The 26,963-nt window shown below is 72.9% G+C and carries 22 protein-coding genes and 1 pseudogene; 13 read left to right on the top strand and 10 right to left on the bottom strand.

Annotated elements, in window-relative coordinates:
- From AB1460_RS26635 to AB1460_RS26615, 5 genes and pseudogenes are all read right to left on the bottom strand, one after another.
- Positions 1 to 1,098: pseudogene (locus AB1460_RS26635) on the bottom strand (hypothetical protein); the annotation flags it as partial.
- A gap of 239 nt (positions 1,099 to 1,337) precedes the next feature.
- Positions 1,338 to 1,526, bottom strand: coding sequence for a hypothetical protein (locus AB1460_RS26630; RefSeq protein ID WP_368964851.1), 189 nt, complete (start codon positions 1,524 to 1,526; stop codon positions 1,338 to 1,340).
- A gap of 388 nt (positions 1,527 to 1,914) precedes the next feature.
- Positions 1,915 to 2,610, bottom strand: coding sequence for a carotenoid biosynthesis protein (locus AB1460_RS26625; protein ID WP_368964850.1), 696 nt, complete (start codon positions 2,608 to 2,610; stop codon positions 1,915 to 1,917).
- Between the two features lie 99 nt (positions 2,611 to 2,709).
- Positions 2,710 to 3,459: an enoyl-CoA hydratase-related protein gene (locus tag AB1460_RS26620; RefSeq protein ID WP_368964849.1), complete on the bottom strand. Its 750-nt coding sequence runs from the start codon at positions 3,457 to 3,459 to the stop codon at positions 2,710 to 2,712.
- A gap of 7 nt (positions 3,460 to 3,466) precedes the next feature.
- On the bottom strand, positions 3,467 to 4,228 hold the full coding sequence (locus AB1460_RS26615; RefSeq protein ID WP_368964848.1) for an SDR family oxidoreductase: 762 nt from the start codon (positions 4,226 to 4,228) through the stop codon (positions 3,467 to 3,469).
- Between the two features lie 417 nt (positions 4,229 to 4,645).
- On the opposite strand from AB1460_RS26615, the gene AB1460_RS26610 reads away from it, so the two are divergent.
- The 6 genes from AB1460_RS26610 to AB1460_RS26585 all read left to right on the top strand — a co-directional run bounded on the left by AB1460_RS26610 (position 4,646) and on the right by AB1460_RS26585 (position 11,603).
- Positions 4,646 to 5,509, top strand: a complete 864-nt coding sequence (locus tag AB1460_RS26610; protein ID WP_368964855.1) for an enoyl-CoA hydratase/isomerase family protein — start codon at positions 4,646 to 4,648, stop codon at positions 5,507 to 5,509.
- Complete coding sequence (locus tag AB1460_RS26605; protein WP_420497374.1) at positions 5,506 to 6,219, top strand: hypothetical protein; 714 nt, start codon at positions 5,506 to 5,508, stop codon at positions 6,217 to 6,219. Before AB1460_RS26610 ends, AB1460_RS26605 begins: the two co-directional genes overlap by 4 nt.
- On the top strand, positions 6,216 to 7,892 hold the full coding sequence (locus tag AB1460_RS26600) for a class I adenylate-forming enzyme family protein (RefSeq protein WP_368964847.1): 1,677 nt from the start codon (positions 6,216 to 6,218) through the stop codon (positions 7,890 to 7,892). The genes AB1460_RS26605 and AB1460_RS26600 overlap by 4 nt, the downstream gene beginning before the upstream one ends.
- 106 nt (positions 7,893 to 7,998) lie before the next feature.
- Entirely contained in the window at positions 7,999 to 9,666 is a 1,668-nt protein-coding gene (locus AB1460_RS26595) for a class I adenylate-forming enzyme family protein (RefSeq protein WP_420497375.1), read from the top strand.
- Positions 9,663 to 10,493 carry an amidohydrolase family protein gene (locus tag AB1460_RS26590; protein ID WP_368964845.1) on the top strand — a complete coding sequence of 277 codons (831 nt, stop codon included), beginning with the start codon at positions 9,663 to 9,665 and terminating at the stop codon, positions 10,491 to 10,493. The genes AB1460_RS26595 and AB1460_RS26590 overlap by 4 nt, the downstream gene beginning before the upstream one ends.
- A 12-nt stretch (positions 10,494 to 10,505) precedes the next feature.
- Positions 10,506 to 11,603 (top strand): TIGR03857 family LLM class F420-dependent oxidoreductase, encoded by a 1,098-nt coding sequence (locus AB1460_RS26585; RefSeq protein ID WP_368964844.1) that lies wholly within the window; start codon positions 10,506 to 10,508, stop codon positions 11,601 to 11,603.
- 31 nt (positions 11,604 to 11,634) lie between these two features.
- Here the strand turns inward: AB1460_RS26585 and AB1460_RS26580 are convergent, their stop codons facing one another.
- Both AB1460_RS26580 and AB1460_RS26575 read right to left on the bottom strand, forming a co-directional pair.
- Positions 11,635 to 12,828, bottom strand: a complete 1,194-nt coding sequence (locus tag AB1460_RS26580; RefSeq protein WP_368964853.1) for an acyl-CoA dehydrogenase family protein — start codon at positions 12,826 to 12,828, stop codon at positions 11,635 to 11,637.
- A gap of 50 nt (positions 12,829 to 12,878) precedes the next feature.
- Positions 12,879 to 14,057 carry an acyl-CoA dehydrogenase family protein gene (locus tag AB1460_RS26575; RefSeq protein ID WP_368964843.1) on the bottom strand — a complete coding sequence of 393 codons (1,179 nt, stop codon included), beginning with the start codon at positions 14,055 to 14,057 and terminating at the stop codon, positions 12,879 to 12,881.
- Between the two features lie 339 nt (positions 14,058 to 14,396).
- On the opposite strand from AB1460_RS26575, the gene AB1460_RS26570 reads away from it, so the two are divergent.
- From AB1460_RS26570 to AB1460_RS26540, 6 genes are all read left to right on the top strand, one after another.
- A complete protein-coding gene (locus AB1460_RS26570) occupies positions 14,397 to 15,497 on the top strand; it encodes an NAD(P)-dependent alcohol dehydrogenase (RefSeq protein WP_368964842.1) in 1,101 nt (366 codons plus the stop codon).
- Between the two features lie 3 nt (positions 15,498 to 15,500).
- Positions 15,501 to 17,033, top strand: a complete 1,533-nt coding sequence (locus AB1460_RS26565) for an AMP-binding protein (RefSeq protein ID WP_368964841.1) — start codon at positions 15,501 to 15,503, stop codon at positions 17,031 to 17,033.
- Between the two features lie 5 nt (positions 17,034 to 17,038).
- Complete coding sequence (locus tag AB1460_RS26560; RefSeq protein ID WP_368964852.1) at positions 17,039 to 18,493, top strand: aldehyde dehydrogenase; 1,455 nt, start codon at positions 17,039 to 17,041, stop codon at positions 18,491 to 18,493.
- Positions 18,494 to 18,867: 374 nt separating this feature from the next.
- On the top strand, positions 18,868 to 20,052 hold the full coding sequence (locus AB1460_RS26550; RefSeq protein WP_368964840.1) for an amidohydrolase family protein: 1,185 nt from the start codon (positions 18,868 to 18,870) through the stop codon (positions 20,050 to 20,052).
- 9 nt (positions 20,053 to 20,061) lie between these two features.
- Positions 20,062 to 21,150, top strand: coding sequence for an acyl-CoA dehydrogenase family protein (locus AB1460_RS26545; RefSeq protein WP_368964839.1), 1,089 nt, complete (start codon positions 20,062 to 20,064; stop codon positions 21,148 to 21,150).
- A gap of 5 nt (positions 21,151 to 21,155) precedes the next feature.
- Complete coding sequence (locus AB1460_RS26540; protein ID WP_368964838.1) at positions 21,156 to 22,322, top strand: acyl-CoA dehydrogenase family protein; 1,167 nt, start codon at positions 21,156 to 21,158, stop codon at positions 22,320 to 22,322.
- A 92-nt stretch (positions 22,323 to 22,414) separates the two neighbouring features.
- Here AB1460_RS26540 and AB1460_RS26535 read toward each other — a convergent pair whose 3' ends face one another.
- The 3 genes from AB1460_RS26535 to AB1460_RS26525 form a co-directional block, all read right to left on the bottom strand.
- Complete coding sequence (locus AB1460_RS26535; protein WP_368964837.1) at positions 22,415 to 23,515, bottom strand: phosphotransferase; 1,101 nt, start codon at positions 23,513 to 23,515, stop codon at positions 22,415 to 22,417.
- A gap of 18 nt (positions 23,516 to 23,533) precedes the next feature.
- Positions 23,534 to 24,751 carry a cytochrome P450 gene (locus AB1460_RS26530; RefSeq protein ID WP_368964836.1) on the bottom strand — a complete coding sequence of 406 codons (1,218 nt, stop codon included), beginning with the start codon at positions 24,749 to 24,751 and terminating at the stop codon, positions 23,534 to 23,536.
- Positions 24,752 to 24,888: 137 nt separating this feature from the next.
- A complete protein-coding gene (locus AB1460_RS26525; RefSeq protein ID WP_368964835.1) occupies positions 24,889 to 26,172 on the bottom strand; it encodes an ABC transporter substrate-binding protein in 1,284 nt (427 codons plus the stop codon).
- Positions 26,173 to 26,477: 305 nt separating this feature from the next.
- Here AB1460_RS26525 and AB1460_RS26520 point away from each other — a divergent pair.
- Positions 26,478 to 26,963: AMP-binding protein (locus tag AB1460_RS26520; RefSeq protein WP_368964834.1), on the top strand; the 486-nt coding region annotated here is incomplete at its 3' end.

Here is a 26,963-nt window from a genome sequence, read left to right as displayed (position 1 = left end):
TTTTTTTTTAGTATTCCGACTGAGTCCACTGGATTCTGAAGTCGTTCGCGCGTGGCCGGCGTGATGTGCGTGTAAGGGATGGGGTCGGGGGCGAGCAGCGCGCAGGCTTGGAGCAGCCAGACCGCCGCGGGTGCGTCGGTGCGAAGCCGGTGCAGGGACAGCGACCAGCAGGTGTCGAGGCGCCCGGCGTAGAGCGGGGGGTCGCCGGTGGCCAGATACTCGGCGCGGCGGGCCCGGAACTGGGTGAGGTAGTCGCGTGGGGGGGGTGCGGGTGTGGGCCAGGTAGGCGCCGGCCTGGGCCAGGGCCAGCGGCAGGTCCCCGAGTTCGCCTGCGAGCGCGCCGGCGGTGTCCGGGTCCAGGGCGGGGAGCTGGCGGGTGAGCAGGGCGACGGATTCGGGGCGGGGGAGCAGGTCGACGTCGACGGTGGCGGCCAGATGCTCCCAGGCCGGGTTGCGTGAGGTGATCAGGACGTGGCCGGGGCCGGTGGGTAGCCAGGGGGCCAGGGCGGTGGGGTGTTCGGCGTTGTCGAACACCACCAGCCACCCCGGGCGGCGGGCGAGCGCGGCCAGCACCGCCGAGGCGGTCTCGATCACCGGGCCGGTGGGCAGGCCCAGCGGCCCGGCCAACGCGGCGATCTTCTCGGCGAGCAGCGTGCTCTGTTCGGCGTCGATCCACCAGATCAGGGTGTAGTCGCCGAGGTGGCGGTGGGTGTACTCGAGCGCGAGCTGGGTTTTACCGACCCCACCCATCCCGTGCAGGGCGGTGACCGCGACCGGACCGGCCCGCAGCTGCCGGCGGATCTCGTCGAGCTGCCCGGCCCGGCCGGTGAACAGCCGGTTGCGTGCCGGCAGCGCCCCGACCGGCGGGCCGTCCACCCGCCGCGGCGGGCCCGGGGCCGGTGTCTCGGGAGACGCCGAACGGCCGGGGAACACCAGCAGCGCCCCGTACGCCAGCAGCGCCACCGTCAACGCCGGTGTGATCACCGTGAGCATCGTGCCGGCCGGTTCCCAGTCGTAGCGGCGCACCAGCACCACCGTCACCACCAACGTGACCAGCGTGACCCCTGCCGGCATCAGATGCCGCCGCACCGCCCCCATACCGCCCATCATCGGCCACCCGGACACACCAGCCCGCTACCGACCGCACCCCCGCCCCGGCACCCGAGCCGGGAAGCATCCCCATATCAAGATAATCAACGCTGTTGACGGCCCCAGCTCCCACAGTCGATCTTGACGGGAGGTGGGGGGCCGTACTGCTCAGGCCCGGGATCCTGAAAAATTACCGGGCGTCAGGGCCGGCAGTCGGACTCTCCTGGGTACGCGCACCCAGGACCTGTTCATCCGGCCCTCCGGAGCCGCACCGTGCGGTCGTTGGAAGCTGTGGCCAGGGTGCGCCCGTCGGGAGAGAGCGCCACCGAGGTCGCGTCGCCGGTGTGGTCGGTGAGGGGCTGGTCGAGCGGGGTGGGGGCGGTCGGGGTGCTCGCATCCCGCGACCGCACCGTCGCGTCGTCGGCCCCAGAGGCCAAGGTCCGCTTCTCGGGAGAGAGCACCACCAAGGTCACCCGGGCGGCGTCCCCCTGTGCGGTAGTCCCTCGTGCTCATAGCCGTTCAGCCTGCCGCGAACCGCCACCAGCTCGGTACGTGGACCATCACCCAAACTCATTTCAAGATAATCAACATGGTTGACGGTCATGCCACCGTTGGCGATCTTGAAGGGTGCGTGGGTCCCTTCCTGTCGCACGGATCACCGCGCACGTACACCAGCAGGAGACGGGCCTGAGCGGTGGGCTTGCCAGGAGTCAGCGTTCGGGGTGCTACCACTGACACCCGCCTCCTGGCTCGGGTACCGAAGGGCCGGCCGAATGCGCCTGCACCCGGGCTGGGGAACCTTCCGGCGTCCCACATTCACGCCAGTTACCTGCACGGTGGTTGCTGAGAGGCATCCTCCGCCGGTTCATCGTCGCCCGGCCGGTGCCAGGCGTGCGAACCGGCGATGACGGCGGTGAAGAGCATTGTCAGGATGGCGGCGGTGGCCGAGGCCTCGTAGACGTCCGCGACGGCGAAGGTGCGGCCACCTCGTTCGACGGTGGTTTCGGGAGCGCTGGCGAAGTCGGCGAGGTACTGGACGGGAACGAGCGCCCAGATGGCGCACGGCCACAGCCGGTACCCGCGTCGCACAGTCGCTGTCGTCGCCGGGGAGAAGCGGTCTACCAGGAGTGCGAACAGCTGGAAGATGACCCAGCCGCTGAGCAGCCAGCCGAGGAAGTTCGACAGCGGAACGCCCATGAAGCCGCTCGGGTCCCGGTAGGTGTACAGATCACGGACGGTCGACCCGATCGCGTCATCACCGAAGTCCCAGCCGGCGAGGATGAAGGCCGTCACGACGGGGGTGACGACGCGGTGCGCGCGGGATCCGGCCCGCGGCCCGGCCCGGGTGATGAGTCCCGCGAGACTCCAGGCGATCCAGCCGTAGACGACGTAGCTCGTCGCGACGTAGACCACAAGGCCCTGCCGGCCGACGGCGAGCGAGGCGTGGACGACGACGAATCCCAGCAGGGCGAACAGCGCGAGGGCGTCCAGGGCGGTGGAGGGCGTCGGGACCGTCGGCACCCACGACACCACGGAGACAACCACCCAAAAGCCCACGAGGACCCAGCAGAGAACGTAGCGGGCCGAAGCTCCGGCCCAGCCTTCGTCGGCGCCGCTGGCTCAGCGGCCCTTCCACACCGGCGGCCGTTTCTCGGCGAAGGCCCGGCCGCCCTCCTGGGCGTCCTCCGAGGCCATGAGGTCCGCTATCGAGGCCAGCGCCGTCTTCGCCGCCGCCGCGTCGTCCCCGAGCTCGCCGCGCAGGAGGCGCTTCGTGGCCTGCAGCGCGAGTGGGGCGTTGGCGTTGACGCGGCCGGCGAGCTCCAGGGTGGCCGGCAGCAGGTCGTCCCGGGGCACCACCCGGTTGACGAGGCCCCAGTCCAGGGCCTGCTCCGCGGGGATGGGGTCGCCGGTGAGCGCCAGCTCGAGCGCCCGGGCGATCGGCAGCCGCAGCGGCAGCCGGGTGCCCCCGCCCGCGGCGAGCAGGCCGCGTCTGACCTCCGGGAGGCCGAAGTTCGTGCCGGCCGCGGCGACGACCAGGTCACAGTGCATCATGATCTCGAAGCCGCCGCCGAGGCAGCTGCCGTTCACCGCGGCCAGCAGAGGCTTCCGGAAGTCACGCAGGCCGTCGAGGGCCTGCATGACGGGCGCGAGGTTCTCACCCCTGGACAGCGCTTTCAGGTCGAGGCCGGCACAGAACGTACGGTCGCCGGCGCCGGTGAGTACGACGCTGCGTACTCCGTCGTCGCCCTCCGCGCGGGCGAGCGCGTCGGCGAGGCTCTGGCCTACCTCGCCGTTGAGAGCGTTGCGCGCCTCGGGGCGGTTGAGGGTGACGACGAGTGAGCCGTCGACGACCTCGGTCAGAATGCTCATCGCCGGCCTACTTCGGGGCGAAGCGCTGGCCGCCGTCGAGGCGGATGGTGGAGCCGTTGAGCATCGGGTTCTCGATGATGCCCTGGGCGAGGCGCGCGTACTCCTCGGGACGCCCCATCCGTCTCGGGAAGGCGGCGTCCTTGGTGAGGACCTTCTCGTACTCCTCGGGAATGCCCTGGGTCAGGCCGGTGTGGAACAGGCTCGGCGCGATGGCGTTGACCCGGATTCCCAGCGAGCCGAGCTCGCGGGCCATCGTCAGGCTCATCGCGGCCACCCCGCCCTTCGCCGCGGTGTAGGCGATCTGCCCGACCTGCCCCTCGAACGCGGCGATCGACGCGGTGTTGATGATCACGCCTCGTTCGCCGTCGGCATTCGGAGTGTTGCGGCTCATGTGCCACGCGGCGAGGCGGGCCACGTTGAAGGTGCCGGTCAGATTGAGATCGATGACTCCTCGGAACGCCTCGATCGGCAGCGGACCGTCCTTGCTCAGTGTGCGCCCGGGAGTCGCCCCACCGGCGGTGTTCACGACGACGTCGATGCCGTCCAGCCTGGCCACCGCGGTCTCGAGGACGCCTTCCATCCCCGCGAAGTCGGTGACGTCGCAGGCGTGGAAACTGCCCTTCAGGTCCTCGGCGACCACCGCGCCCTCGCTGGTGCCCTGGTCCAGGATCGCCACCCGCCCGCCGCGGGCCGTGATCAGCTCGGCCGTCGCCCTGGCCATCCCGGACGCGCCGCCCACGACGACCGCCCGCAACCCCTTCAGCTCCACCCTGTTTCCTCCCTGCCCGTCGGGACAACTCGGCCGAAGCCTAGCCTAAATCTCTAGATATATACCACTGGCGGCCGTGGTCGTTCCCGTGGTTCCTGCCGTTCGGGAGGTCGCCCGGGCGCATCCGGGCGGGAGATCGCCCGGACTCGTCCGCCGTGCCGGCGGGTCGCCCCGTCCCGAGTCGGGGAGGCTCCGGAGTGTGCGTCGCGCGGCGGGACGGCCCTTCCGGTGTTGCGTGTGTGGGCCGTAGGTCCTGGCGAGGGTCGGACCGGTGGACAAACGCGTTCTGGGGGCTGAGGGTCGGAGGGAAAACCGCCGATGGGGCGCGTTCCCTATCTCTTTATATATCTACACATTTTGTGGTCTGCGCGCTACCATCGCTGCGGTACACCGACAGGGGGCCCAGTGGCAGCACAGATGACGTCGACCTACTCGACCATCCGGTACGAGACGGCCCCCGACCGGGTCGCGACGATCACCCTGGACCGGCCCGAGGTGCTGAACGCCTTCGACCGGCGGATGTGCGGCGAGATCCGCGACGTGTGGCAGCGGGTGAAACTGGACCCGCAGGTGCACGCGGTGGTGCTGCGGGCCGCGGGTGACCGGGCGTTCTGCGCCGGGCTGGACGTGAAGAAGCCCTACGGCCAGCCCGAGGACGTGTGGAACCACGAGGACCCGGGCGAACTGCTCAGTCCGAAGTGGCAGAAGTGCTGGAAGCCCGTGGTGTGTGCGGTGCAGGGCGTCTGCACCGCCGGCGCGTTCTACTTCCTGAACGAGGCCGACGTCGTGATCTGCTCGTCGGACGCCACGTTCTTCGACTCGCACGTCACCCACGGCCGGGTGTGCGCGGTGGAACCGATCGGGCTGATGCGGAAGATCGGGCTGGCGGAGACGCTGCGGATCGCGCTGTCGGGGAACGACGAGCGGGTCTCGGCCCAGACCGCCCTGCGCATCGGCCTGGTGACCGAGGTCGTGGAACGCCCCCGGCTCTGGGAACGGGCCCACGAGATCGCGGCGGGGATCGCGCGCAAGCCGTCGGCCGCCACCCAGGGAACCGTGCGCGCGATCTGGGAGTCGCTGGACCGGCCGTACCGCGCGGCGATGGAGCAGTCGCTCCTCTACACCCGGCTCGGCAACCCGATCGGGATGGCCCAGGCGGAGGCGGAGGCGGACGCCGGCGAGCCGGTCGCGGGCGGCGCGGGCGGCGCGGGTGGCGCGGGTGGCGCGGGTGGCACGCCGAACGGGAGTTCGCCAGCAGGGCGGCCGTGGAGGCTTCGGTGACCGACCTGACCCCGGTGGCCCCGGCGATCCCGGCAGGCCCGGCGCCCGTCCCGCCCTGGACGTTCGGCGTGGAGCCGCTCCCGCAGACCGTCGTGGCGGCGGACCGATTACGGCAGGTCGTCAGTCTCCTGCTCGCGCTCGAACATCCCGAACCGGCGGTTGACGACCTCCTCGCCGCCCTCGACGTGGCACAGCGGCGGCTGGGCCGGTCCGTTCCGGCCGATCCGGCGCCCCGCGTCGGTGCGGCGGTGGACGGTGGCGGCCGCGTCTACCTGGACCACTCCCGCCACATCGGCGCGTTCAACCCCTGCTTCCCCGACTACGAGATCGCCATCGACGGCGACCACGCGGAAGGCACGGTCACCTTCCCGATCGCCTACGAGGGGCCGCCGGGCCTGGTCCACGGCGGTTTCCTCGCGCTGTTCTTCGACGCGGTGATCCAGCATCACAACTGCGACCTCGGCCTGGCCGGGAAGACGGCGGGGCTTGCGCTGAGGTACCGGCGGCCCACCCCGCTGCGGACCGATCTGCGCTTCGTGCTGGCCCGGTCAGCCGACGGGCCGCGGATCAGGACCTCCGGCCGACTGCTGGCGGGTGACGTTGCCGGCAGTCCGGCCGGTGGCGTCGTGCTGTGCGAGGCGGAGCTGGACGCGGTCAAGGGCGACCGGACCCGGCTGCCGGCCGTCTCGCCACGCCGGGCACAGCCATGATCGCCACGACCGTCGAGGCCGGGGACGGGACGCCCCTGACCGTCCCGGCCCTGCTGCGCGCGCAGGCCGCCCGGTACGGCCCGCGGGCCCTGCTCACCTGCGACGAGGACGTGCTCACCTACGCCGACGCGGACCGGCGGTCGCGGTCGCTCGCCCGTGGCCTGCTGGCGCTGGGGGCCGGCAAGGGCACCCACGTCGGGCTCCTGTACCCGAACGGGAGCGGGTTCGTCGTCGGCTGGCTCGCCGCGGCGCGGATCGGCGCGGTGAGCGTGCCGCTGAGCACCTTCTCCACCGGAGCGGAGCTGCGGACCCTGCTGCGCAACGCCGACATCGGGGTGCTGCTGAGCGCACGGTCCCATCGCTCCCATGACTACGTGGCGGCGCTGCGGGACGCGGTCCCCGAACTCGCCGCGGCCACGGCACCGCCCCTGCTCGCCCCGTCCATGCCGGTGCTTCGGCACGTCTTCGTCGGTGCGCTGGCGGATGCCGGGCCCGGGGGTGGGCGCGGGACGGCCGCGGACGTCGGGGGCGGCGCCGGCCCCGCCTGGGCGGTGCCCACCCTGCTGAGCCGGGGCGCCGAGGTGGGCGAGGACGTCGCCCGCGCGGCGGAGGACGCGGTGCAGGCGAGTGACCGGCTCGTGATCGTGCACACCTCCGGGTCGACGAGCGCGCCGAAGGGCGTGATCCACACCCATGGCGCGCTGATCCGTCACCTCGCGAACCTGAACGAGATCCGGCGCTACACCGACGACGACGTGCTGTTCTCGAACTCGCCGTTCTTCTGGATCGGCGGGTTCGCCTATGCCCTGCTCGGCACGCTGGTGGCCGGCGGCCGGCTGGTGTGCTCCCACGCGGCGAGCGCCGCGGGCGTGCTCGACGTGCTCGAGCGCGAGCGCCCGACGATGGTCAACGGCTATGCCCAGTCGGTGGCGAACCTGCCCGCCGACCCGACGTTCGCCCGCCGCGACCTCTCGTCGATCCGCCGCGGGAACCTCTACGCGATCATGCCAGGCGACGTCCGGCCGGCGGACCCGGGCCTGCGTCACCAGATGCTGGGCATGACCGAGACCGGCAGCGTCTGCCTCGTCAGCGAGGACGAGGGCGACCAGCCCGAGCACCGGCGCGGCTCGTTCGGGCGTCCGGCGCCGGGTTTCGAGGCCCGGGTCGTCGATCCGGAAGACGGCCGGCCACTCGGTGTGGGCGAGGTGGGGGAGCTGTGGCTGCGGGGCCCGTTCCTGATGGAGGGCTACCACGGACGGGAACGCCACGAGGCGTTCGACGCCGACGGCTGGTACCACTCCGGCGACCTGTTCGTCGTCGACGCCGAGGGCTTCTTCTCCTTCAGGGGCCGCGGCGGCGACGTCATCAAGACGGCCGGTGCCAACGTCTCGCCGCTTGAGGTCGAGGGCGCCATCCGGGACGTCGCCGCGCTGACCGCGCACGTCGTCGGCCTGCCCGACGCGGACCGCGGCCAGATCGTCGCCGCGGCTGTCCGGGTGCCCCCCGGGCGGACGCTCGACCCCGCCGGGCTGCGCCGCCAGCTGGCCGAACGGCTGTCCGCCTACAAGATCCCCCGGCGCATCGTGCCGATCGCCGACGACGAGGTGCCGACGATGCCCAGCGGCAAGATCGACCTCGCCGCGCTCAGGGAGCTGCTCCGTGCCGCCGGATGAGACCTCGTCCGCCCCCGTCTCGTCCGAGGAGCTGGTGCCGGCCAGTCAGGGGGAGCCGCCGGGCCAGAAGGAGCTGCCCGGAGGGAAGGAGCTGCCCGGCGCGCCGGTGCTCCCGGGCGAGCTGACCATCCCGGCGCTGCTCGCCGTCCGGCGGCGCCTGGACGGTGCTGTCCAGGCGCTCGTGAGCGACGACGAGGAGATCACCTACGCCGGGCTCGACGATGCCAGCCGGGCCCTGGCCGGACGGCTGGTCGCTGCCGGCGTCACGAAGGGCAGCAGAGTCGGGCTGGTGATGCCGAACGGCATCGAGTGGGCGACCGCCGCGCTGGCGGTGATGCGGGTCGGGGCGGTGCTCGTCCCGCTGAGCACCCTGCTGCGGCCGCCGGAGCTGCTCGCCCAGCTCCGCGTCGCCGCCGTCACCCATCTGGTCTTGGTGCCCCGGCTGCGCGGCCGGGACCATCTCGACGAGCTGTCCTCGGTGGCGCCCGGGCTGACCGGGCAGGCCCGGCGCGGGCACCCGCATCCGGACGTCCCGTCACTGCGCTGGATCTGGACGTCGGACGAGCTCCCCACCGGTGCCGCGCCGGCCGCGGTCGTCGAGGCGCTCGGCCGGGTCGTCCGGCCGGCCGACGACCTGGTCGTGCTGTTCACCTCGGGCAGCCGCGGCGCCCCGAAGGGGGTGCTGCACACGCACGGCGGCGGGCTGCGGGCCGTCGCGTCGAGCCTGGACAGCCGCCGCATCGGGCGAGGGGAACGGCTCTACATCCCGATGCCGTTCTTCTGGACCGGCGGGTTCGGCGGCGGACTGCTCTCCGCGCTCGTCGCCGGCGCCACCCTGCTCACCGAGGCCGTACCGGAACCGGCCCGCACGCTGCGGTTCCTGGAACGCGAGCGGGTGACACTGTTCCGTGGCTGGCCCGACCAGGCGGCACGCCTCGCCGCCCATCCGGCGTTCGCCACCACGGACCTGTCGACGCTGCGGCCCGCGAGCCTCGCCGCGGTGCTGCCACCGGCGGCGCGGCCGGTGCCGGGCGCCCGGGCGAACCTGTTCGGGATGACCGAGACGTTCGGGCCCTACTGCGGTTCGCCGCTCGACACCGACCTGCCCGCCGGCAGGCACGGCAGCTGCGGCCGCCCGTTCCCGGGCGTCGAGGTGCGGATCGCCGACCCGGAGACCGGCGCCTCCCTGCCGCCCGGCACCGAGGGCGAGATCCGGCTGCGTGGGCCGAGCGTCATGCGCGGCATCGCCGGCCGGACCCGGGCGGACGTGTTCGACGCCGACGGGTTCTACCCCACCGCGGACCGCGGCCTGCTCGACGCCGACGGCTACCTCTGGTTCCGGGGGCGCCTCGACGACATGGTCAAGGTCCGGGGCGCGACGGTCTACCCGATGGAGGTCGAGGCGGTGCTGCGCGCGCTGCCCGGCGTCACCGACGCCTACGTCACCGATATCGCCGCTGCCGCTGCCGCTGCCGATGTCGGCGCCGAAGCGGAAGCCGGACCGGGTGCCGGGGGCGCGCGGGAAGTCGCGGCGGTCGTCGTGGCCCGCTCGCTCGACGACCCGGCCGAGCTGGCTGACCCGGCCGAGCTGGCCGAGCTGGCCAGGCAGGCCCGGGCCCACCTGAGCAGCTTCAAGATCCCCACCCGCTGGCTGCTGGTCCGCGACCCCCACCGGGTGCCGCGGCTGGCCAGCGGAAAGGTCGACATCGACGCGCTCCGCCGCCTCCTCGCCGAGGAGGGGACCCCCGGCTCCCCGAAGACGAGGTCACAGTGAAGGCCATCGACTGCCTGGTCAACGTCGACATGGGGGACAGCGCGCCACCGGACTGGATGATCCGGGTGAAGGAGGACTACTTCAAGGGCGGCGCGGACTTCCTGCGCAGCCCGGAGCTTCCCGAGCTGGTCGACGCGATGGATGCGGCCGGCGTCGAGCGGGCGATCCTGATCTCCAGGGCGGGGCGGAAGGACGACCGGGCCCGGCGCTACGCCGAGGAGCGTCCGGACCGTTTCGCGCTCGGGATCGGCGGCTTCAACCTGCTGCGTCCCATGAGCGCGCTGCGTGCGCTGGAGTCGTTCGTCCGGGACCACCCGGTCGCGTACGCCACGGTCGGGCCCAGCTTCTGGGGAGACGGGATGTACCCGCCCAGCGACGCGGTCTACTACCCGCTGTACACCAAGTGCTGCGAGCTCGACCTGCCACTGTGCGTCAACACGGGCATCCCGGGACCACCGATCCCCGCGGAGCCGCAGAACCCGATCCATCTCGACCGGGTCTGCATCCGGTTCCCGGAGCTGCGGCTGTGCATGATCCACGGCGCCGACCCGTGGTGGGACACCGCGATCCGCATGATGATCAAATACCGGAACCTGCGGCTGATGACGTCGGCGTGGTCGCCGAAACGGCTGCCGGCGTCGCTGCTGCACTACCTGTCCACCCGCGGCCAGGACCGGATCATCTTCGCCTCGGACCACCCGGTCCTGTCCATGTCCCGCTGTACCGGGGAGGTCGCCAACCTCGACCTGGCCGACGAGGTCCGCCAGGCCTGGCTCTACGACAACGCCCAGTCCTTCTTCTTCGCGCAGCGCAAGCCGGGCCAGTAGGGAGACCACGGCGTGACGACCGACCAGCCCACCGACCAGCTCACCGAGCTCGGCTTCTACACCCTCCCCGGGCACTCCGGCACACCGCGCGACCTGGTCGCCGAGGTCCGGGCGGGGGAGGAGCTGGGCCTCGGCGCGGCCTTCGTCTCCGAGCGTTTCTCGACGAAGGACGCGGCGACCCTGTGCGGCGCCGCCGGTGCGCTCACCGAGACGCTCGGGATCGCGACGGCGGCCACCAACCACCACACCCGCCACCCGCTGGTCACCGCGACGTTCGCGACGACCATGCACCGCCTCACCGGTGGGCGGTTCGCGCTCGGGCTCGGGCGTGGCTTCGACCGGTTCTGGACCGCGGTCGGGCTGAACCCGGTCACCAGCGCCCAGCTCGAGGACATGGCCGGGCTGCTGCGCCGGCTCTGGCACGGCGAGCTGGTCCTCGACCACGACGGCCCCGCCGGGAAGTACCCGTACCTGCACCAGGACCCGGACTTCGACGAGGACGTGCCGCTGCTGCTGGCCGCGCTCGGCCCGAAGAGCCTCGAGCTCGCCGGCCGCTGCATGGACGGCGTCGTGCTGCACACGTACTTCTCCGACCGCGCGCTGACGGAGTCGGCCGAAGCGGTCCGCCGCGGCGCCCGCGCCGCCGGGCGGGACCCGGACGGCATCCGGATCTGGTCGGTGCTCGCCACCATCGGCGATCACGTCGCACCGCAGGACCGGCTGCGCCGGACGGTGGGCCGGCTCGCCACCTACCTGCTCGGCTACGGCGACATCCTGGTGCGGGTCAACGACTGGGACCCGGCGGTGCTCGCCCGGTTCCGGGCCGACAAGCTCGTCCAGGGTTTCCGCGGCGCGTTCGACGCGAAGGCCGACGACCGGCAGCTGGAGCACCTCGCCACGCTGCTCCCCGACGAGTGGCTCGCGGCGAGCGCGACCGGGACGCCCGAGGAGTGCGCGGCGGCCGTCGTCCGCCAGTTCGAGCTGGGCGCGACCGGCGTGATCCTGCACGGCGTCTCACCCGACGAGGTCGCGCCGGTGGTGGAGGCGTACCGGAAGATCCGGCCACCGTCGGTGACAGGCCTGCCAGCGAACCCCGGCCGGCTGTCCTGAGCTCCACGCTGCTCGCGTACGGGCCGCTCGCCTACGGCCCGCGTGGGACGTCCCGGAAGGGGCCGGTGTCGGCGCGGGCCTCGCGGGGCATGCCGAGCAGCCGTTCGCTGATCACGTTGCGGGCCATCTCGGTCGTGCCGCCGCCGATGCAGGCCGCCTGGCGGACCAGGTAGCCGCGCGCGACCTGGGCGGAGACCTCCTCGCCCGGTGCCCAGACCACCCCGGTGCCGCCGCACAGCTCCGTCGCTATCGCCGCGCGGCGGCTGGTCGCGGTGCCGCTGAACAGCCGGCACATGGCGGCGGCGTGGTGGGGGAGGGCGCCGGCGGCCATCTTGCGGGTGACCGACTCGACGAGGGCCCGGGTGACGAGGGCGAGGACCTGCCCCTCGCCGATGAGATCCCGGGTGTGGCTGTCGTCGATCGTGCCGAGGCGCCGGGCGGTCTCGATCATCACCCGGGGCTCGTAGGGGCCGTCGTTCGGCCGGTTGCCGCTGCCGGTGACGTAGGGCGAGCCCCCGGAGATGGTCCGCTCGTGGTACAGCCACCGGGTGACGACGCCCCAGCCGGCGTCCACGTCACCGACGCGGTCGTGGTCGGGCACGACGACGTCGGTCAGGAACTCCTGGCAGAACTCCCGCGAGCCGTTGACCAGCTCGATCCGGTGGGTGTCGACGCCCGGGGCGCCGACCGGCAGGCTGAACACGGTCAGCCCGGCGTGCTTGCCGGCGTCCCAGTTCGTGCGGGCCAGGCACAGCGCCCAGTCGCCGTACCAGGCGGAGGTCGTCCAGATCTTCGATCCGTTGAGGACCCAGCGGTCGCCGTCGCGGGTCGCGGTGGTGACCGCGCCGGCGGCGTCCGACCCGCCGCCCGGCTCCGACAGGAGCTGGACCCAGATCTCCTCGCCGCGCAGCATCGCCGGGATGTGGCGCAGCTTCTGCTCGGAGGTGCCGAACTCCAGCAGCACGGCCAGGCACGGGATGAACGTCGACGCCTGGATCTCCGCCGGGTAGTCGTAGCCGCGGATCTCCCGGTTGAAGGCGGCCTGGTGCGCCGGCGTGAGGCCCTGCCCGCCGTACTCCACCGGCACGCAGAGGCCGGCGAACCCGCCGTCGAACAGCCGGCGCTGCAGCTCGCGGCAGGTGGCGACGCGGGCCAGCTCCTCGGCCTCGGGCCGCTGGGTCGCGGTGAGGAAGAAGTCGGCGGTGGCGGGATCGGCGGGCGGCATGTTCTCGGCGAGCCAGGTCCGGGCGCGGGCGGCGAACTCCTCGACCGTGATCACGATGCGCGTCCTCCGTCGTCCACGGCGGCCTCGACGAGGCGCACGAGCCGTTCGGTGAAGTAGGCCGGCGTACCGAACAGTTGGGCGTCGACCAGCGCCCGGCGCAGGTAGAGGTGCAGGTCGTGCTCGTAGGTGACGCCGATCCCGCCGTGCAGCTGGACGCAGTCCTGGATCGCCTCGGGGCCGACCCGCCCTACGTAGGCCTTGGCCGTGCTGGCCCACGTGCGGGCGTCCGCACGGCCGGTGCCGACGAGGCGGGCCGCGCGCTCGGTGACCGCCGCGCTCGCCTCCAGCTGGGTGCGCAGGTCGGCCAGCCGGTGCTTGATCTCCTGGTACGACCCGAGCGGGCGGCCGAACGAGTAACGGTCCTCCGCCCAGCGCAGGGTCAGCTCGAACGCGCGGTGCGTCGCCCCGACGATCTCACCGGCCTGCAGCACGGCGCCGATGTCGAGCAGCGCGGCGTCATGCTCGTCAGCGGTGCCTGGCTCACCGACCCGGGCGGCCGTCGGCACCGTCACCGCTCGCAGCGTCACCGCCTGGTAGCGGCGGGTCAGATCGATGCCGTCGAGGGGCGCGGTCTCCACACCGGGGGCGTCGAGCGGCACGAGGAAGTGCGACCGCGAGCCCGCGCCCGCCTCCGCGCCGTCGCCGTCGGCGCTGTCCGGGCCGGCGGCGACGAGGAGGTAGCCGTTCGGCCCTCCCCGCTCGACGCAGGGCACGGTGCCGTCGAGGACGAACCGGTCGCCCGAGCGTTCGGCCCTGACCTGCGCGCCCGCCCGCCGACCGGTCCGCGGTGAGTGCCCCCAGGCGGCGGTGGCGCCCCCGTCGAGCAGCTCCGCGAGCGGCCCGCCGTGCAGCCGGGCCGAGCCCCACCGGCCGAGGGCCGCCGCGACGACGTTCGTCCCGATCAGCGGGCCCGGCGCGGCGTGCCGGCCGAACTGGAAGGCGACCGCCAACAGGTCGGCCAGCCCGTTGCCGCTGACGGAACCACCGCCGGCGTGCTCCGGGACCAGGGGTGTCGTCCAGCCGAACTCGGCGCCCTGCTTCCACAGGGTGCCGTCGAACGTCTCGTCCTGCCGGGCCAGCTCGCGCACGCGGGCCGGGGGATAGGTCGCCGCCAGGTACTGCGCCGTCGTGTTCCCGAGCAGGTCCTGGTCCGCGGTCTGGGTGAACATCGTCCTCCTGGGGCGGTGCCCGAGGTCGGTGCCGTCGCCGTGCGGGTGCTGCTCCGCGGGGCCGACGGGCGGTGGGGCCGCTGGGTGTCCAGGGAGCGCAGCCTACGCCCGCAGGGGGCAAAAGGTCTATATGTAACCCGGGTCGAGTGGCGTCGCCGGCCTGGCGGTCCGGTAGTGCGCTCACCCCGCCGGACCGGCTTCCACGGGCTTTCAGTCGATATTGAAATATCTATATCTATATCTTAGGGTTCCGGGTGAACGGCCCGCGTGCCGGACACGCACCGGCGGGCGGATGGGCGGACGACGGGAACTCGGACGACGGGAACTGGAGAGCGCGGGATGAAGGCGACTGCGGCTGTGCTCCGGCAGGCGGACGGGCCCTACGTGCTCGAGGAGGTCGAGCTCGATCCACCCGGGCCCGGTGAGGTGCTGGTCCGCGTGGTGGGCGCCGGCATGTGCCATACCGACGTCGTGCCGAGACAGGAGGGCGTGCCGGCGCCACCGCCGATCATCACCGGGCACGAGGGCGCCGGCGTGGTCGAGGCCGTCGGCGAAGGCGTGGAACGGGTGTCGGTCGGTGACCACGTGGTGCTCTCGTTCGACTCCTGCGGGGAGTGCCCGGGCTGCCGCCGAGGTGCCCCGCCCTACTGCGACCTGTTCCTCTTCCGCAACTTCTTCGGCCGCCGCCTGGACGGCACCACCGGTGTCCGCGACGCTGCCGGGGCCGAGATCGCCTCGCGCTGGTTCGGCCAGTCCTCGTTCGCGACCCACTGCGTCGCCGCGGCGCGCGGCGTCGTCGTGGTGGCCCGGGACCTGCCGCTGGCGAAGCTGGGGCCGCTGGGCTGCGGCATTCTCACCGGTGCCGGTTCGGTGCTCGTCGACCTGGATGTCGGGGCGGGGGACAGCATCGCCGTGTTCGGCGCCGGGGCGGTGGGCCTGTCGGCGATCATGGCGGCGCGGGTGGTCGGCGCCGGCCCGATCATCGCGGTCGACCTGCATCCGCACCGGCTGGCGCTCGCCACCGAGCTCGGTGCCACCCACGTGCTGGACGGCGCCGGCACGGACCTCGTCTCCCGGATCCAGGACCTCACCGGTGGTGGGGCCCGGTTCACCTTCGACACCACCGGGAACGTCGCGGTCATCGCGACCGCCGTCGGCGCGCTGCGGGCGGGCGGGCACGCCGGGCTGGTGGGCCTCCAGACCGAACCGATCACCTTCGGCCCGGTGGATCTCCTCGGCCGGAGGATCTCGAGCATCCTCGAGGGCGGCGCCGACCCGCAGGTCATGATCCCGCGGCTCATCGACCTGTGGCAGGCGGGTCGCTTCCCGTTCGACCGGCTGATCGAGACCTTCCCGCTCGAGGCGATCAACACGGCGGAGGAGGCCTCGCTGTCCGGCAAGGTCGTCAAGCCCGTCCTGCTCCCGTCCGGGCGGATCTGACCGATGGACATGGACATCGACCACCCGAGCCGCTTCGCGGCGTCCGCGCCGGAGCGGCCGGCCGTGATCATCGGCGACCGGGTCCTGTCGTACGGGGAGCTGGAACGGCGATCCAACCAGGTGGCGCACGCCCTGCGGTCGTCCGGGCTCGGCGTCGGCAGCCACCTCGCCGTCCTGATGGAGAACCGCACCGAGTACTTCGAGGTGGTCTGGGCCGCGCTGCGGACCGGCCTCCTGGTCACTCCGATCAACTGGCACCTGTCCGCCGCCGAGGCCGGCTACATCGTCGCCGACTGCGGTGCCGCCGCGCTGGTCGTGTCCGCGCCCCGGGCCGACGTGGCCGCCGGGATCGACGCCCCGGCGCTGAAGGTGCGGCTCGCCGTGGGCGGGCCGGTCGACGGGTTCGACGCGTACGAGGAGGTGATCGGCGCCCAGCCGGCCTCGCCGGTCGACGACGGGTGCGAGGGCAACTGGATGTTCTACTCGTCGGGCACCACCGGCCGGCCGAAGGGGATCACGCCGGCGAGTGTCGGGGGCCCGATCGGTGTGGCCGACTCCTTCACCGGGATGGTCAGGTTCCTCTACGGCGGCGACGAGTCGACGCGGTACCTGAGCCCGGCGCCGCTCTACCACGCCGCGCCGCTGGCCTGGGCCACCGCCGTGCACCGGCTCGGCGGCACGGTGATCGCCACCGAGCGGTTCGACGCGCGGGAGTTCCTCCGGCTCGTCGAGCGGCATCGGGTGACGTTGAGCCAGATGGTCCCGACGCACCTCGTCCGGCTGCTGAAGCTCCCGGCGGCGGACCGGGCCCGCTTCGACCTCTCCAGCCTGCGGACGCTCGTGCACGCCGCGGCGCCCTGCCCGCCCGAGGTCAAGCGGGCCGTCCTGGACTGGCTCGGGCCGATCGTGCACGAGTACTACTCCGGCAGCGAGGGCGTCGGCTTCTGCACCATCGGCCCGGAGGAGTGGCTCGCCCATCCCGGCTCGGTCGGCAGGTCGCTGCTGGCCCCGGTGCACATCGTCGACGAGGACGGCCACGAGGTGCCGCCGCGCACCGAGGGCCGGGTGTACTTCGAGGTGCCCCGGCCCTTCTCGTACCACGGCGACCCGGAGAAGACGGCCGGCGCGTTCGACGAGCGCGGGTGGGGCACGTTCGGCGAGGTCGGCTGGGTGGACGAGGACGGCTACCTCTACCTCACCGACCGGGTCTCCAACATGATCATCTCGGGTGGGGTGAACGTCTACCCGCGCGAGGTCGAGGACGTGCTGATCCTCCACCCCGCCGTCACGGACGTCGTCGTGATCGGCGTGCCGGACGCGGAGATGGGCGAGTCGGTGCGCGCGGTCGTCCAGCCGGCCGCGCCCCCCGCCGACGCCGACGCCGCCGAGGAGCTGGCGGCGGAGCTCATCGCGTTCGTGCGGGACCGCGTCGCCCACTACAAGTGTCCCCGCTCGGTCGTCTTCCTGGCCGAGCTGCCGCGCCTGCTGACCGGCAAGGTCGCGCGGCGCCTGCTGCCCCCGGAGGCAACCTCGTGACCGGTGTGACCAAGGTGATCGAACGCGACGAGCTGCTCGTCGGCGGCCGCTGGCGCAGGCCCACCTCGGGCGGGCGCATCGAGGTCCGCTCGCCGCACGACCAGCGCCTCGTTGCCATCGTCCCGGCGGCTGGTCCGGCCGACGCCGACGCGGCCGTCGCCGCGGCGCGGGGCGTCCTGGCGGACGGCGAGTGGGCGGCGACCACCGGCGCGGAACGCGCCAGCCTGATCCGCAGGGTGTCCGGCGGGCTGCAGGCCCGCGCGGAGGAGCTGGCGGCGCTGGTCACCGACGAGATGGGCGCGCCGGCGAAGTTCTCGATCTTCGGTCAGGCCATCAGCCCCGCGCTCATCCTGGACGGGTTCGCCGACGTCGCCGAGCGGTTCGCCTTCTCCGCGGAGCGGGCCGGGGTGATGGGGCCCTGCCTGGTGCAGAAGGTGCCGGTCGGGGTGGCGGCCGGGATCGTGCCGTGGAACGTGCCGGTCTTCATCGCGTGCATGAAGCTCGGCGCCGCGCTGGCCGCCGGCGCCCCGATCGTGCTCAAGCCGGCACCGGAGGCGCCGCTGAGCTCCTTCCTGCTCGCCGAGGTGCTCCTCGACGCCGGCCTCCCGGCAGGGGTGGTGAGCGTGCTGCCCGGCGGCGCCGACCTCGGCCGGTACCTGGTCGCCCACCCGGGTGTCGACAAGGTGTCGTTCACGGGGAGCAGCGCGGTCGGCCGGACGGTCGGGGCCACCTGCGGCGGGCTGGTGAAACGGTGCACGCTGGAGCTCGGCGGCAAGTCGGCGGGGATCATTCTCGACGATGCCGACCTGGCGACCGTCGTCCCCCAGCTCCTCGACTCCGCGCTGCAGAACAACGGCCAGGTCTGCGCCGCGCAGAGTCGCATCCTGGCCCCGGCCGCGCGCTACGACGAGATCGTGGACGCGCTGGCCGAGCAGGTGCGCACGCTGGTCGTCGGCGACCCGCGGGACCTCGGCACCGATGTCGGCCCGCTCGTCTCGGCCCGCCAGCGGGACCGGGTCGAGGGCTACATCGCCGACGGCCGGGCCGGTGCCGCCCGGCTCGTCGTCGGCGGCGGCCGCCCGGCCGGCCTCGATGCCGGCTTCTACGTCGAGCCGACGCTGTTCGCCGACGTCGACAACGCCAGCCGGATCGCCCGCGAGGAGATCTTCGGCCCGGTGGTGACGGTGATCCGGTACGAGGGCGAGGACGAGGCGGCGGCCATCGCCAACGACTCCGAGTACGGCCTGTCAGGCTCGGTGTGGACCGCCGACACCGCTCGCGGGGTCGCCCTGGCCAGCCGGATCCGGACCGGCACCTGCACGGTCAACTCGATCGCGATCGTCGAGCCGCGCAGCCCGTTCGGCGGGTTCAGGCAGTCCGGGATCGGCCGCGAGCTCGGCCCCGAAGGCGTCGAGGCCTACACCGAGACCCGCACGGTCGTCCTGCCCTCCGGCGGTTGACCCCGGGAGGCCCGTCACGCCCCGAGCACGTGCCGACCGTTGATCATCGGAAGGTCGAGGAAGGTGCGAATCCCGGGCTCGGCCCGGCAGACCGGCCCGATCGCGTGCACGGCGTGCATCGCCGTGCCGAGGCAGCCCTGGTCGGTCTCGTCCTCCCCGCGGACGGCGATGACGCGCCGTGGTACGAATATATATAGATATTAATGTGGCCGTCGTCGGGCTGTCCGATTCGGGCGGCGGTTCGATGGGGTGGTACGTCTGCCCTGGCAGGTCGGGCGGCTCTGGCTGTGGCTGGAAAAGTATAGATGTTATCGCCTAGACTTCGCGCGACCGAGGGGTCCGCGGGGGCGAACCGGAGACGGAGAGGACGCGCGATGGAGCTGGACTTCGGAGCGATCGACGCCGACAACCACTACTACGAGTCGATCGACGCGTTCACCCGGCACCTCGACCCCCGGTTCAGGAACCGGGGCGTGCGGGTCGTCACCGAGGGCAGGCGGACGCACCTCCTCATCGGCGGGCGGGTCAACCGGTTCATCCCGAACCCGACGTTCAACCCGATCGTGGTGCCCGGCTGTCTCGACCCGCTCTTCCGCGGCCAGGTGCCCGACGGCGTCGACCCGAGGACGCTGATGAAGGTCGAGCCACTCAGGGTCGAGTACCAGGGCCGGGACGAGCGCGCCGCGGTGGCCGAGAGCCAGGGCCTCGACGCCGTCCTGCTGTTCCCGACCCTGGGCTGCGGCGTCGAGGAGGCACTGAAGCACGACGTCGACGCGACGATGGCGAGCCTGTCGGCGTTCAACCGGTGGCTCGAGGAGGACTGGGGCTTCGTCCACCAGAGCCGTCTCGTGTCCGCGCCGATGCTGTCGCTCGCCGACCCGGAGGCGGCGCTGGCCGAGCTGGACAGCCTCGTCGAACGGGGCACCCGCATCGTGCACATCCGGCCCGCACCGGTGCCGGGCCGGCACGGCACGTCACGGTCACTGGGCGACCGCGCGCACGACCCGGTCTGGGCCAGGCTGGCGCAGGCCTCGATCCCGGTGGCCTTCCACCTCGGGGACAGCGGCTACAACGCCTTCACCGCCAGGTGGGGAGGGACCGCGAACTTCGAGGGCTACGGCAAGGTCAGCACACTGAGCAAGATCCTCGTCTCCGACCGGGCCATCCACGACACCGTCGCCTCCCTCGTCGTCGACGGGGTCCTGCACCGCCACCCGACGCTGCGGGTCGCGAGTATCGAGAACGGTTCCGACTGGGTGTCGCTGCTGGTCAGGCGACTGCAGAAGCAGGCGAACCAGACGCCGTGGGATTTCCCGGAGGAGCCCCTCGAGGCGATTCGCCGCAGTCTCTGGGTGGCTCCCTACTATGAGGAGGACCTGCCGGCGCTGGCCGAGCTCATCGGGGTGGAGCGCGTGCTGTTCGGCTCCGACTGGCCGCACGGCGAGGGTCTCGAGCAGCCGCTGGACTTCCTCAAGGAGCTCGACGGCTTCGACGAGGCCGAGGTGCGCAGGATCATGCGGGACAACGCGCTCGAGCTGCTCGGCCCCGCGGCGCTCTGAGGGTCCGCGGTGAACCTGGCACCCAGCGAGGAACAGCGGGCGCTCGTCGCCTCGTTCACCGAGCTGCTCGCGAAACACGCCTCGCCGGAACGGGTGCGGGCCGCCGAGCCGGTGGGCTTCGACCGGGTTCTCTGGGCGGCGCTGCGCGACGTCGGAGTGCTCGAGATGGCCGTCCCGGAGAAGCACGGCGGCTGGGGAGCGGGGCTCCTCGACCTCGTCCTGGTCGCCGAGCCGGTGGGAGCCGCGGCCGCCCCGGCGCCCGTCGTCGAGACGCAGGTCGCGGCTGCCCTGCTGGCGGCCCTGGGCGGCGGTCCGGACACCGGCGCGGACACGGGTCCGGGCACCGGCCCGGGCGCCGGTGCGGGCGCCGCCGCGGCGCGGCGCGCGCTGCTGGCCGCGCTCCGCGGTGAGCGGCTGGTGACGCTGGCCGTGCGCCCCGCGCACGGTGACACGGCGTCGCTCGTACCCGGGGCCGCGGTCGCCGACGACGCCGTCGTGCTCGACGGCGAGCGGTTGCTGCTCGCGTCACTGCACGACGGCACGCGCAGTCCCGTCGCCAACCTCGCCGGTGCCCCGCTGGCGGACGTCGTCCTGGACGCCGGTGCGGTGGAGCTCGCCCGTGGCCCGGCGGCGGTCGCCGCCTTCGAGACGGCGCTCGACGACTGGCTGGTGCTGACCGCCGGCGCGCTCGTCGGGATGGCCGCGGCGGCGCACCGGGCCACCTGCGAGTACGCGCGGGAGCGGCAGGCGTGGGGCGTGCCGATCGGCGCCAACCAGGCGGTGGCGCATCCCCTGGCGAACGGCGCGACGGCGCTGGACGGCGCCCGGCTGCTGGCGGCGCGGGCGGCCGCGGAGCCGGTGCGGGGATCACGCCGTGCCCGCGAGCTGGCCGCGATGGCCTTCGCGTTCGCGGCGGAGACCGCCCGGCAGGTGACCTACGACGCCGTCCACTTCCACGGCGGTTACGGCTTCATGCTCGAGTACGACCTGCAGCTGTACTACCGGCGGGCGAGGGGCTGGGCGCGGGTGTGGGGCGAGCCGCGGGACGCCTACCTGCGGGCGGCCCGGGCCAGGTACGGCGGCGACACGGAGGTCTGAGACAGATGGATTTCGACCTGGACGAGTCCGTGGCGGCGTTCCGCGCCGAGGTCCGGGAGTTCCTCGCGCGGGAGCTGACGCCGGAGCTCGACGACCGGGTGTACCGCAGCGGCGTGTCGCACGACGCGGCCTTCGCCCGGCGGCTGGCCGAGCGCGGATGGGTCGGCCCGGGCTGGGAGCGTGACGACGGCCACCGGCGGCTGAACCCGTACGAGGTCCACGTCCTGGAGGAGGAGCTGACGAGGGCGGAGGCGCCGATCTACGCCGTCGCGACCACGGAGATGGTCGCGAACGTCATCTGGCTGGTCGGCTCGGCCCAGCTGCGGGCCGAGATCCTCCCGCGGTTCCTGCGCGGGGAGGTCACCATCGCGCTGGGCATGACCGAACCGGAGGCGGGCTCCGACGTCGCCGGTGTGCGGACCCGGGCCCGCCGTGACGGCGACCGCTGGATCGTGGACGGCCAGAAGATGTTCACGACCAACGGCCACGTCACCGACTACATCTTCCTGCTCACCCGCACCAGCACCCGTCCCGGCGGCCCGCGGCACGCCGGCCTCACCATGTTCCTGGTGCGGCTCGACCAGCCCGGCATCGAGGTGCAGGCCGTGTACACCCTCTCCGGGGAGCGGACCAACATCGTGTTTCTCGGCGGGGTGTCGGTCGAGGACCGCTGGCGCATCGGTGAGGTCGACGGCGGGTGGCGGGCACTGATGCTCGCGCTCCAGGACGAGCACTCCGCGGCGTTCAGCCCGCACCTGGCCCGCCTGCTCGGGGCGGTGGAGGGCTGGGCCCGCGCTGGCGGGCGGCTGGACGAGCCCGACGTGCAGGCGCGGCTCGGCCGCTGGGCGACGGCGCTCGAGGTCGCCCAGCTGCTGGAGCTGCGGACCACCTGGATGAGTGCCGCCGGCCAGGTCCCGGTGGCCGAGGGCCCGATGTCGAAGCTGTTCAGCACCGAGTCCCTGGTCGACGCGGCGGAGGACCTGACCGAGCTGGTCGGGCCGGACGCGCTGCGCAGCCGGCTCGACCCCACGGCGCTCGCCGACGGCCGCATCGAGCACGCCCTGCGTTTCTCGATCGGCACGGCGATCTACGCGGGCACCAGCGAGATCCAGCGCAACATCATCGCGGAGCAGGCCTGCCGCCTGCCCCGCAGCCAGCACCCGTCCGGCTGACCGGCGCTGGGCGCTGGGCGTTAGCTGCCGGGTGCCGGGTGCCGGGTGCCGGGTGCCGGGTGCCGGGTGCCGGTGCCCGGGAACGACCCTGATCAACGGCTGCCGAGCAGCTCCAGGGTGCCGAGGTCGCGGATGGCGGCGCACGCATTGGTGATCATGGAGAGGAACATCCGGTCGGAGCTCTCGGAGGGCTCGTTGGTCGCGTAGACGCAGCCCAGCACGGTGAGCAGCGGTGCCTGCGGTGTTCCGAGCCGGTAGTCCCGGAAGCAGTCCTCGAGCGGGTAGTCGTCGACCCCCATCCGGACGAGCCGCTCGTGGTAGGTGCCGACCAGGGACTTCTCCTGCGCCCGCCGGACCGCGGGCGGCAGCGCGGTGGACAGGAAGTAGGCGACGTCGCGACCGGCGAAGCCGATCTCGAGTGACTGCCAGTCGACGGCCGTCACCTCGTGGGACCCGGCGAACAGGAGGTTGTCGAGCCGGTAGTCGCCGTGGATGAGCGTGTGGCGGGTGCAGACCTGCCGGCTCCACCGGGCGAAGTGGTCGACCGTCCGGCGCAGCGTGTCCGCGTCGGACGGGGAGAGCCGGTCCCGGAACCGGTCGAGGAACGGCACGGTGGCCGCGGCGAGGACCTCGCCGAGGAAGCCGAAACCGGCCTCGTCCGTCCGGCGCAGCCAGTCGGCGCCGTCGGCGAGGCCGTCGGTGTTCCAGAACGGGCCGTGCAGGCCGGCGAGGTTGCGTAACGCGGCCTCGGCCTCGGGGACGCCACAGCCGTCCACCTGCAGGCCCGGCAGCGCGGGGTGCGCGTCCTCGAGCACCAGCGTGAAGGTCCGGCCGTCGGCGGTGATCGCGGCACTCCAGCACCGGGGAACCCGGATCCGGGCGCCCGGGGCGAACCTGGTGTAGTAGCCCACCTCGCTGCGGTAGCCGGGGGCGATCCGGCCCCGGCCCTCGGGGGAACCGGCGGCCAGCTTGAGTACCACCGACGCGGGAGCCGGGTCGGCGCCGCCGGGCCGGACGTCCAGGTGAAAACGGTGGCTGGAACTGAGCTGGCCACCTCCGACGGGTTGGTGACGCAGCCCGACGACCTCGGCGTCGGTGCCACCGCGGCGCAGTGCGTCGGTCATCCACTCGGGAGTGACCTCGCCGGGGTCGTCGACGATCCACTCCGGGGCTCCGCCTGCCGATTCGGTCATCCTTCGCCTCCGGAGCACTCAGGCGATCGTGTAGCGGATGGGAAGGCGCTTGGGCCCGCCGACGAACAGCGTCCGCATGTACTCCGGTGTGCCGGCCAGTTCGACCGTGCGCAGCCGCGGCACCAGCTCGTTGTAGAGGGCGCGGCCCTCCAGCCGGGCGAGGTGGGTGCCCAGGCAGTAGTGGGCGCCGAAGCCGAAGCCGACGTGCTTGTTGGGGGTTCGGGCCACGTCGAACGCGCCGGGATCGGCGAAGACGTCCTCGTCCCGGTTGGCCGACGGGTAGGACAGCAGCACCGCCTCGCCGGCCGCGATCCGGACACCGCGCACGACGGTGTCCTCGGCCGCGGTCCGCATGAAGTGCTTGACCGGCGACACCCAGCGGACCATCTCCTCGACCGCGGTGGGCACCAGGCCCGGATCGTCGGACAGCCGCCGCCACTGGTCCGGGTGCTCGAGCAGCGCGTGCAGCCCGCCCGCGATCGCCGCGCTCGTGGTGTCGTGCCCGGCGGTGGCGATCAGGACGTAGTACCCGACCGCCTCCAGCTCGCCGATCTGCTCGCCGTCGACCGCGGCGTTGGCGATCACCGAGCCCAGGTCGTCGGTCGGCGTCGCGCGGCGGTTCGCGATCACGGTCTGGAAGTACTGGAAGAAGTCCAGCAGGGTCTCCAGGGCGGCGGTGTCGCCCGCGTTGCGGGCGAGATCCACGTCGTCGGTGCCGAACAGCTCCTGGGTGAGCGTCAGCATCCGGGGGAAGTCCTCCTCGGGCAGCCCGAGCAGGGAGAGGATGACGTAGAGCGGGTAGTGCGCGGCGACGTCCGTGACGAAGTCGCACTCGCCGCCGAGGTCCGCCATGTGGTCGACGAAACGTCTCGCGAGCTGGGCGATGCGGTCGGACAGCCGCCGCACGCCGGCCGGCTTGAACCAGTCGGCACTGACGCCCCGGTAGACCGGGTGGTCCGGCGCGTCCATCTGCACCAGCGTGCGCACCGGTGGGGCGGGCGCGGCCGGGTCCTGGCTGACGGCTGTCCGCGGCGCGTTGTGCCACACCCGCGCGTCCCGGGAGATCGCCATGACGTCCTCGTACCGGGTGACCGCCCAGAACGGCGCGAAGCCGTCCGAGGCGACCCGGTGCACGGGCGAGTGGCGGCGCAGCAGCGCCGTCGCGGCGTGGAACCGCTTCTCGTCCGCGTACGCCGTCGGGTCGGTGAAGACGCTGCCCGCTTCGTCGAGATCCACGTTCAGTCCTTCCGGTGCATGGACGGGGCCGGACCTCGCCCCGTGCCCGGTGGGCGTTGCGCCCCCTGGCTGTGGGCTCGCGCACGACCGGCAGAGTAACAAAATATCTAGTTCTTTTCTGGGTCTTCGGCCGGTTCTCAGCCCTCGGTGCCGAAGGGCGTGTAGGGCAGTGTCGGGTTGCCCTCCGCGTCGAGGGTCGTCATCAGCCCGCCCCGGGTGCAGGCGGCTGGCACGAGCGGGTTGGCCTGGCCGTCGCAGTGGAAGGTCAGGCCCGGCGCGGCCGGCAACGGCAGCTCCGGCGCGGCGCGGATCTTCTCGATGATGCGGGCGGGGGTGACGTCCCCGGTGAAGCCGTCGAGCGCCCGGCTCAGCGCCGTCATCGTGACGAAGATGGTGGAGCCCATCGAGTTGCTCATGTCGATGTCGTTCTCGTCGTAGGCGTCCACGATCGCGCGCCACCGGCGCAGGTCCGGGTTCTCGTGGTCGTCGATCGCGAACGGTGCCGACGCGTGCACCCCCTCGAACGCGTCGCCGAGGGCGGCCTTCGAACTGTCGGAGACGCACTGGTTGACGATGCTGATCGGCCCGTCGAAGCTCGCCGCCCGCAGCCCGTTGAACGCCGAGATGCAGAAGGCGTCACCGCCGATGATGTGCACCGCGGTCGGCCCGCCAGCCGCGATCCGGATCATCTGCGGGCTCAGGTCCGCCTGGTCGGGCGGGATGGCGACCACCTCCAGCTCCAGACCGGCATCGCCGAAGATCTGGTCGCCGACGGCGTCGTAGAACCCGGTGACCACGGGCACGTCGACGCCGACGACGGTCACCTTCGGCAGGTTGTTCTCCCTGGCCACGGTGATCGGCATCCCCGCCAGACCCGCGATCTGGTCCGCCAGCGCGAACGTGGAGTCGCGGTCGAGAATGGCGGCCTGCTCGGTGGTGGCGTAGACGAAGATCGGGATACCGGCGTCGTGCAGTGGCTTCCAGGCCGTTCCCATCGCGGTCGACTCGCCCGCGACCGTGATCGCCACGTCGGCCTGGACGAAGTCGGTCGCGCAGTCCGCCGCCCGGCTCGGGTCGGCCGCGGTCTCGCAGGTCACCAGCTCGATCGGACGTCCGCCGATGCCCCCGGCGTGCTCGTTGAGGTACTTCGTCATCGCGACGGCGGCGTCGATCTGGATCGTGTTGTCGAAGGCCGGTGTGCTGCCGTCGCTGACGAAGCCGACCCTGACCGGCGCGCCGCCGGCCGGCCGGCTCGGGCCGAGCAGCGAGCGGTCGATGCCGCCATCGTCCGGCGGGCGTGGGTCGGAATCGCCTCCGCCGCACGCCGCGCCGGCGAGCGCCAGCGCGGCGAGTGTTGTCGCCACCAGCCCGCGCATGCGCGAGCGGGTCCGTAAGCTGCCTGTCCGCGTGCTCAGTTCCATGATCAGTGTCCCTGCGTGAGGGGCGGCTGGGTGGCCGCGCCGAGACGTCGCCGGTTCTGGGTGCCGGCGGATCGTGGGGGAGCGGTCGCACTCGCCCAGCCCTGGTGCCACCGGAGATCCCGGAGGATGTCCCGGCCGTCGGCAGGCGCATCCGGCTTCCTGGCGCCTGATCGCGGAGTCTAGGTAATACATCTAGACTTTTCTAGGCTCAAGGCGGGACGATGGCCGGGAGGTGCCACCGGCGGCGGCTGGTGGCCACCGGCGTGCCCACGCGCGCGCCGGACGGGCACAGGGAGGACGACGACGTGACGTTCTGGGGCCTGCTCGACGACGCCACCCGGCGCGCGCCGGACGCCGTCGTGCTGGCGGACGACCACGGCCGATCGCTGACCACGGCAGCCCTGCGCGACGCGGCCGGCCGCGCGGCGGCGGGCCTGCGCGGGCGTGGGGTGAGGCCGGGCGACGTCGTCTGCTGGCAGCTGCCCACCACGCTCGAGGCGGCGGTGGTCATGGCGGCCTGCGCACGGCTCGGGGTGGTCCAGAACCCGGTGATTCCCGTGTTCCGCCACCGGGAGGTCGGGTTCATCGTGCGGCAGGTCTCGGCCCGCCTGGTCATCGTGCCCGAGTCGTGGCACGGCTTCGGCCACGGCGCGATGGCCAGGTCGCTCGGGCCCGAGGTGCTGGCACTGGATCTCGACGGCCCGCCCGGGCCGGCGCTTCGGCTGCTTCCGCCTCGACGGCGACGTCCGGCACGTACCGGACGCTGCCGACTGCGACCTGCTGGTCGTCAC

It is taken from the genome of Parafrankia sp. FMc2, assembly GCF_041008525.1.
Lineage (GTDB): Bacteria > Actinomycetota > Actinomycetes > Frankiales > Frankiaceae > Parafrankia.
This window is presented reverse-complemented; position numbering and strand designations above follow the sequence as displayed.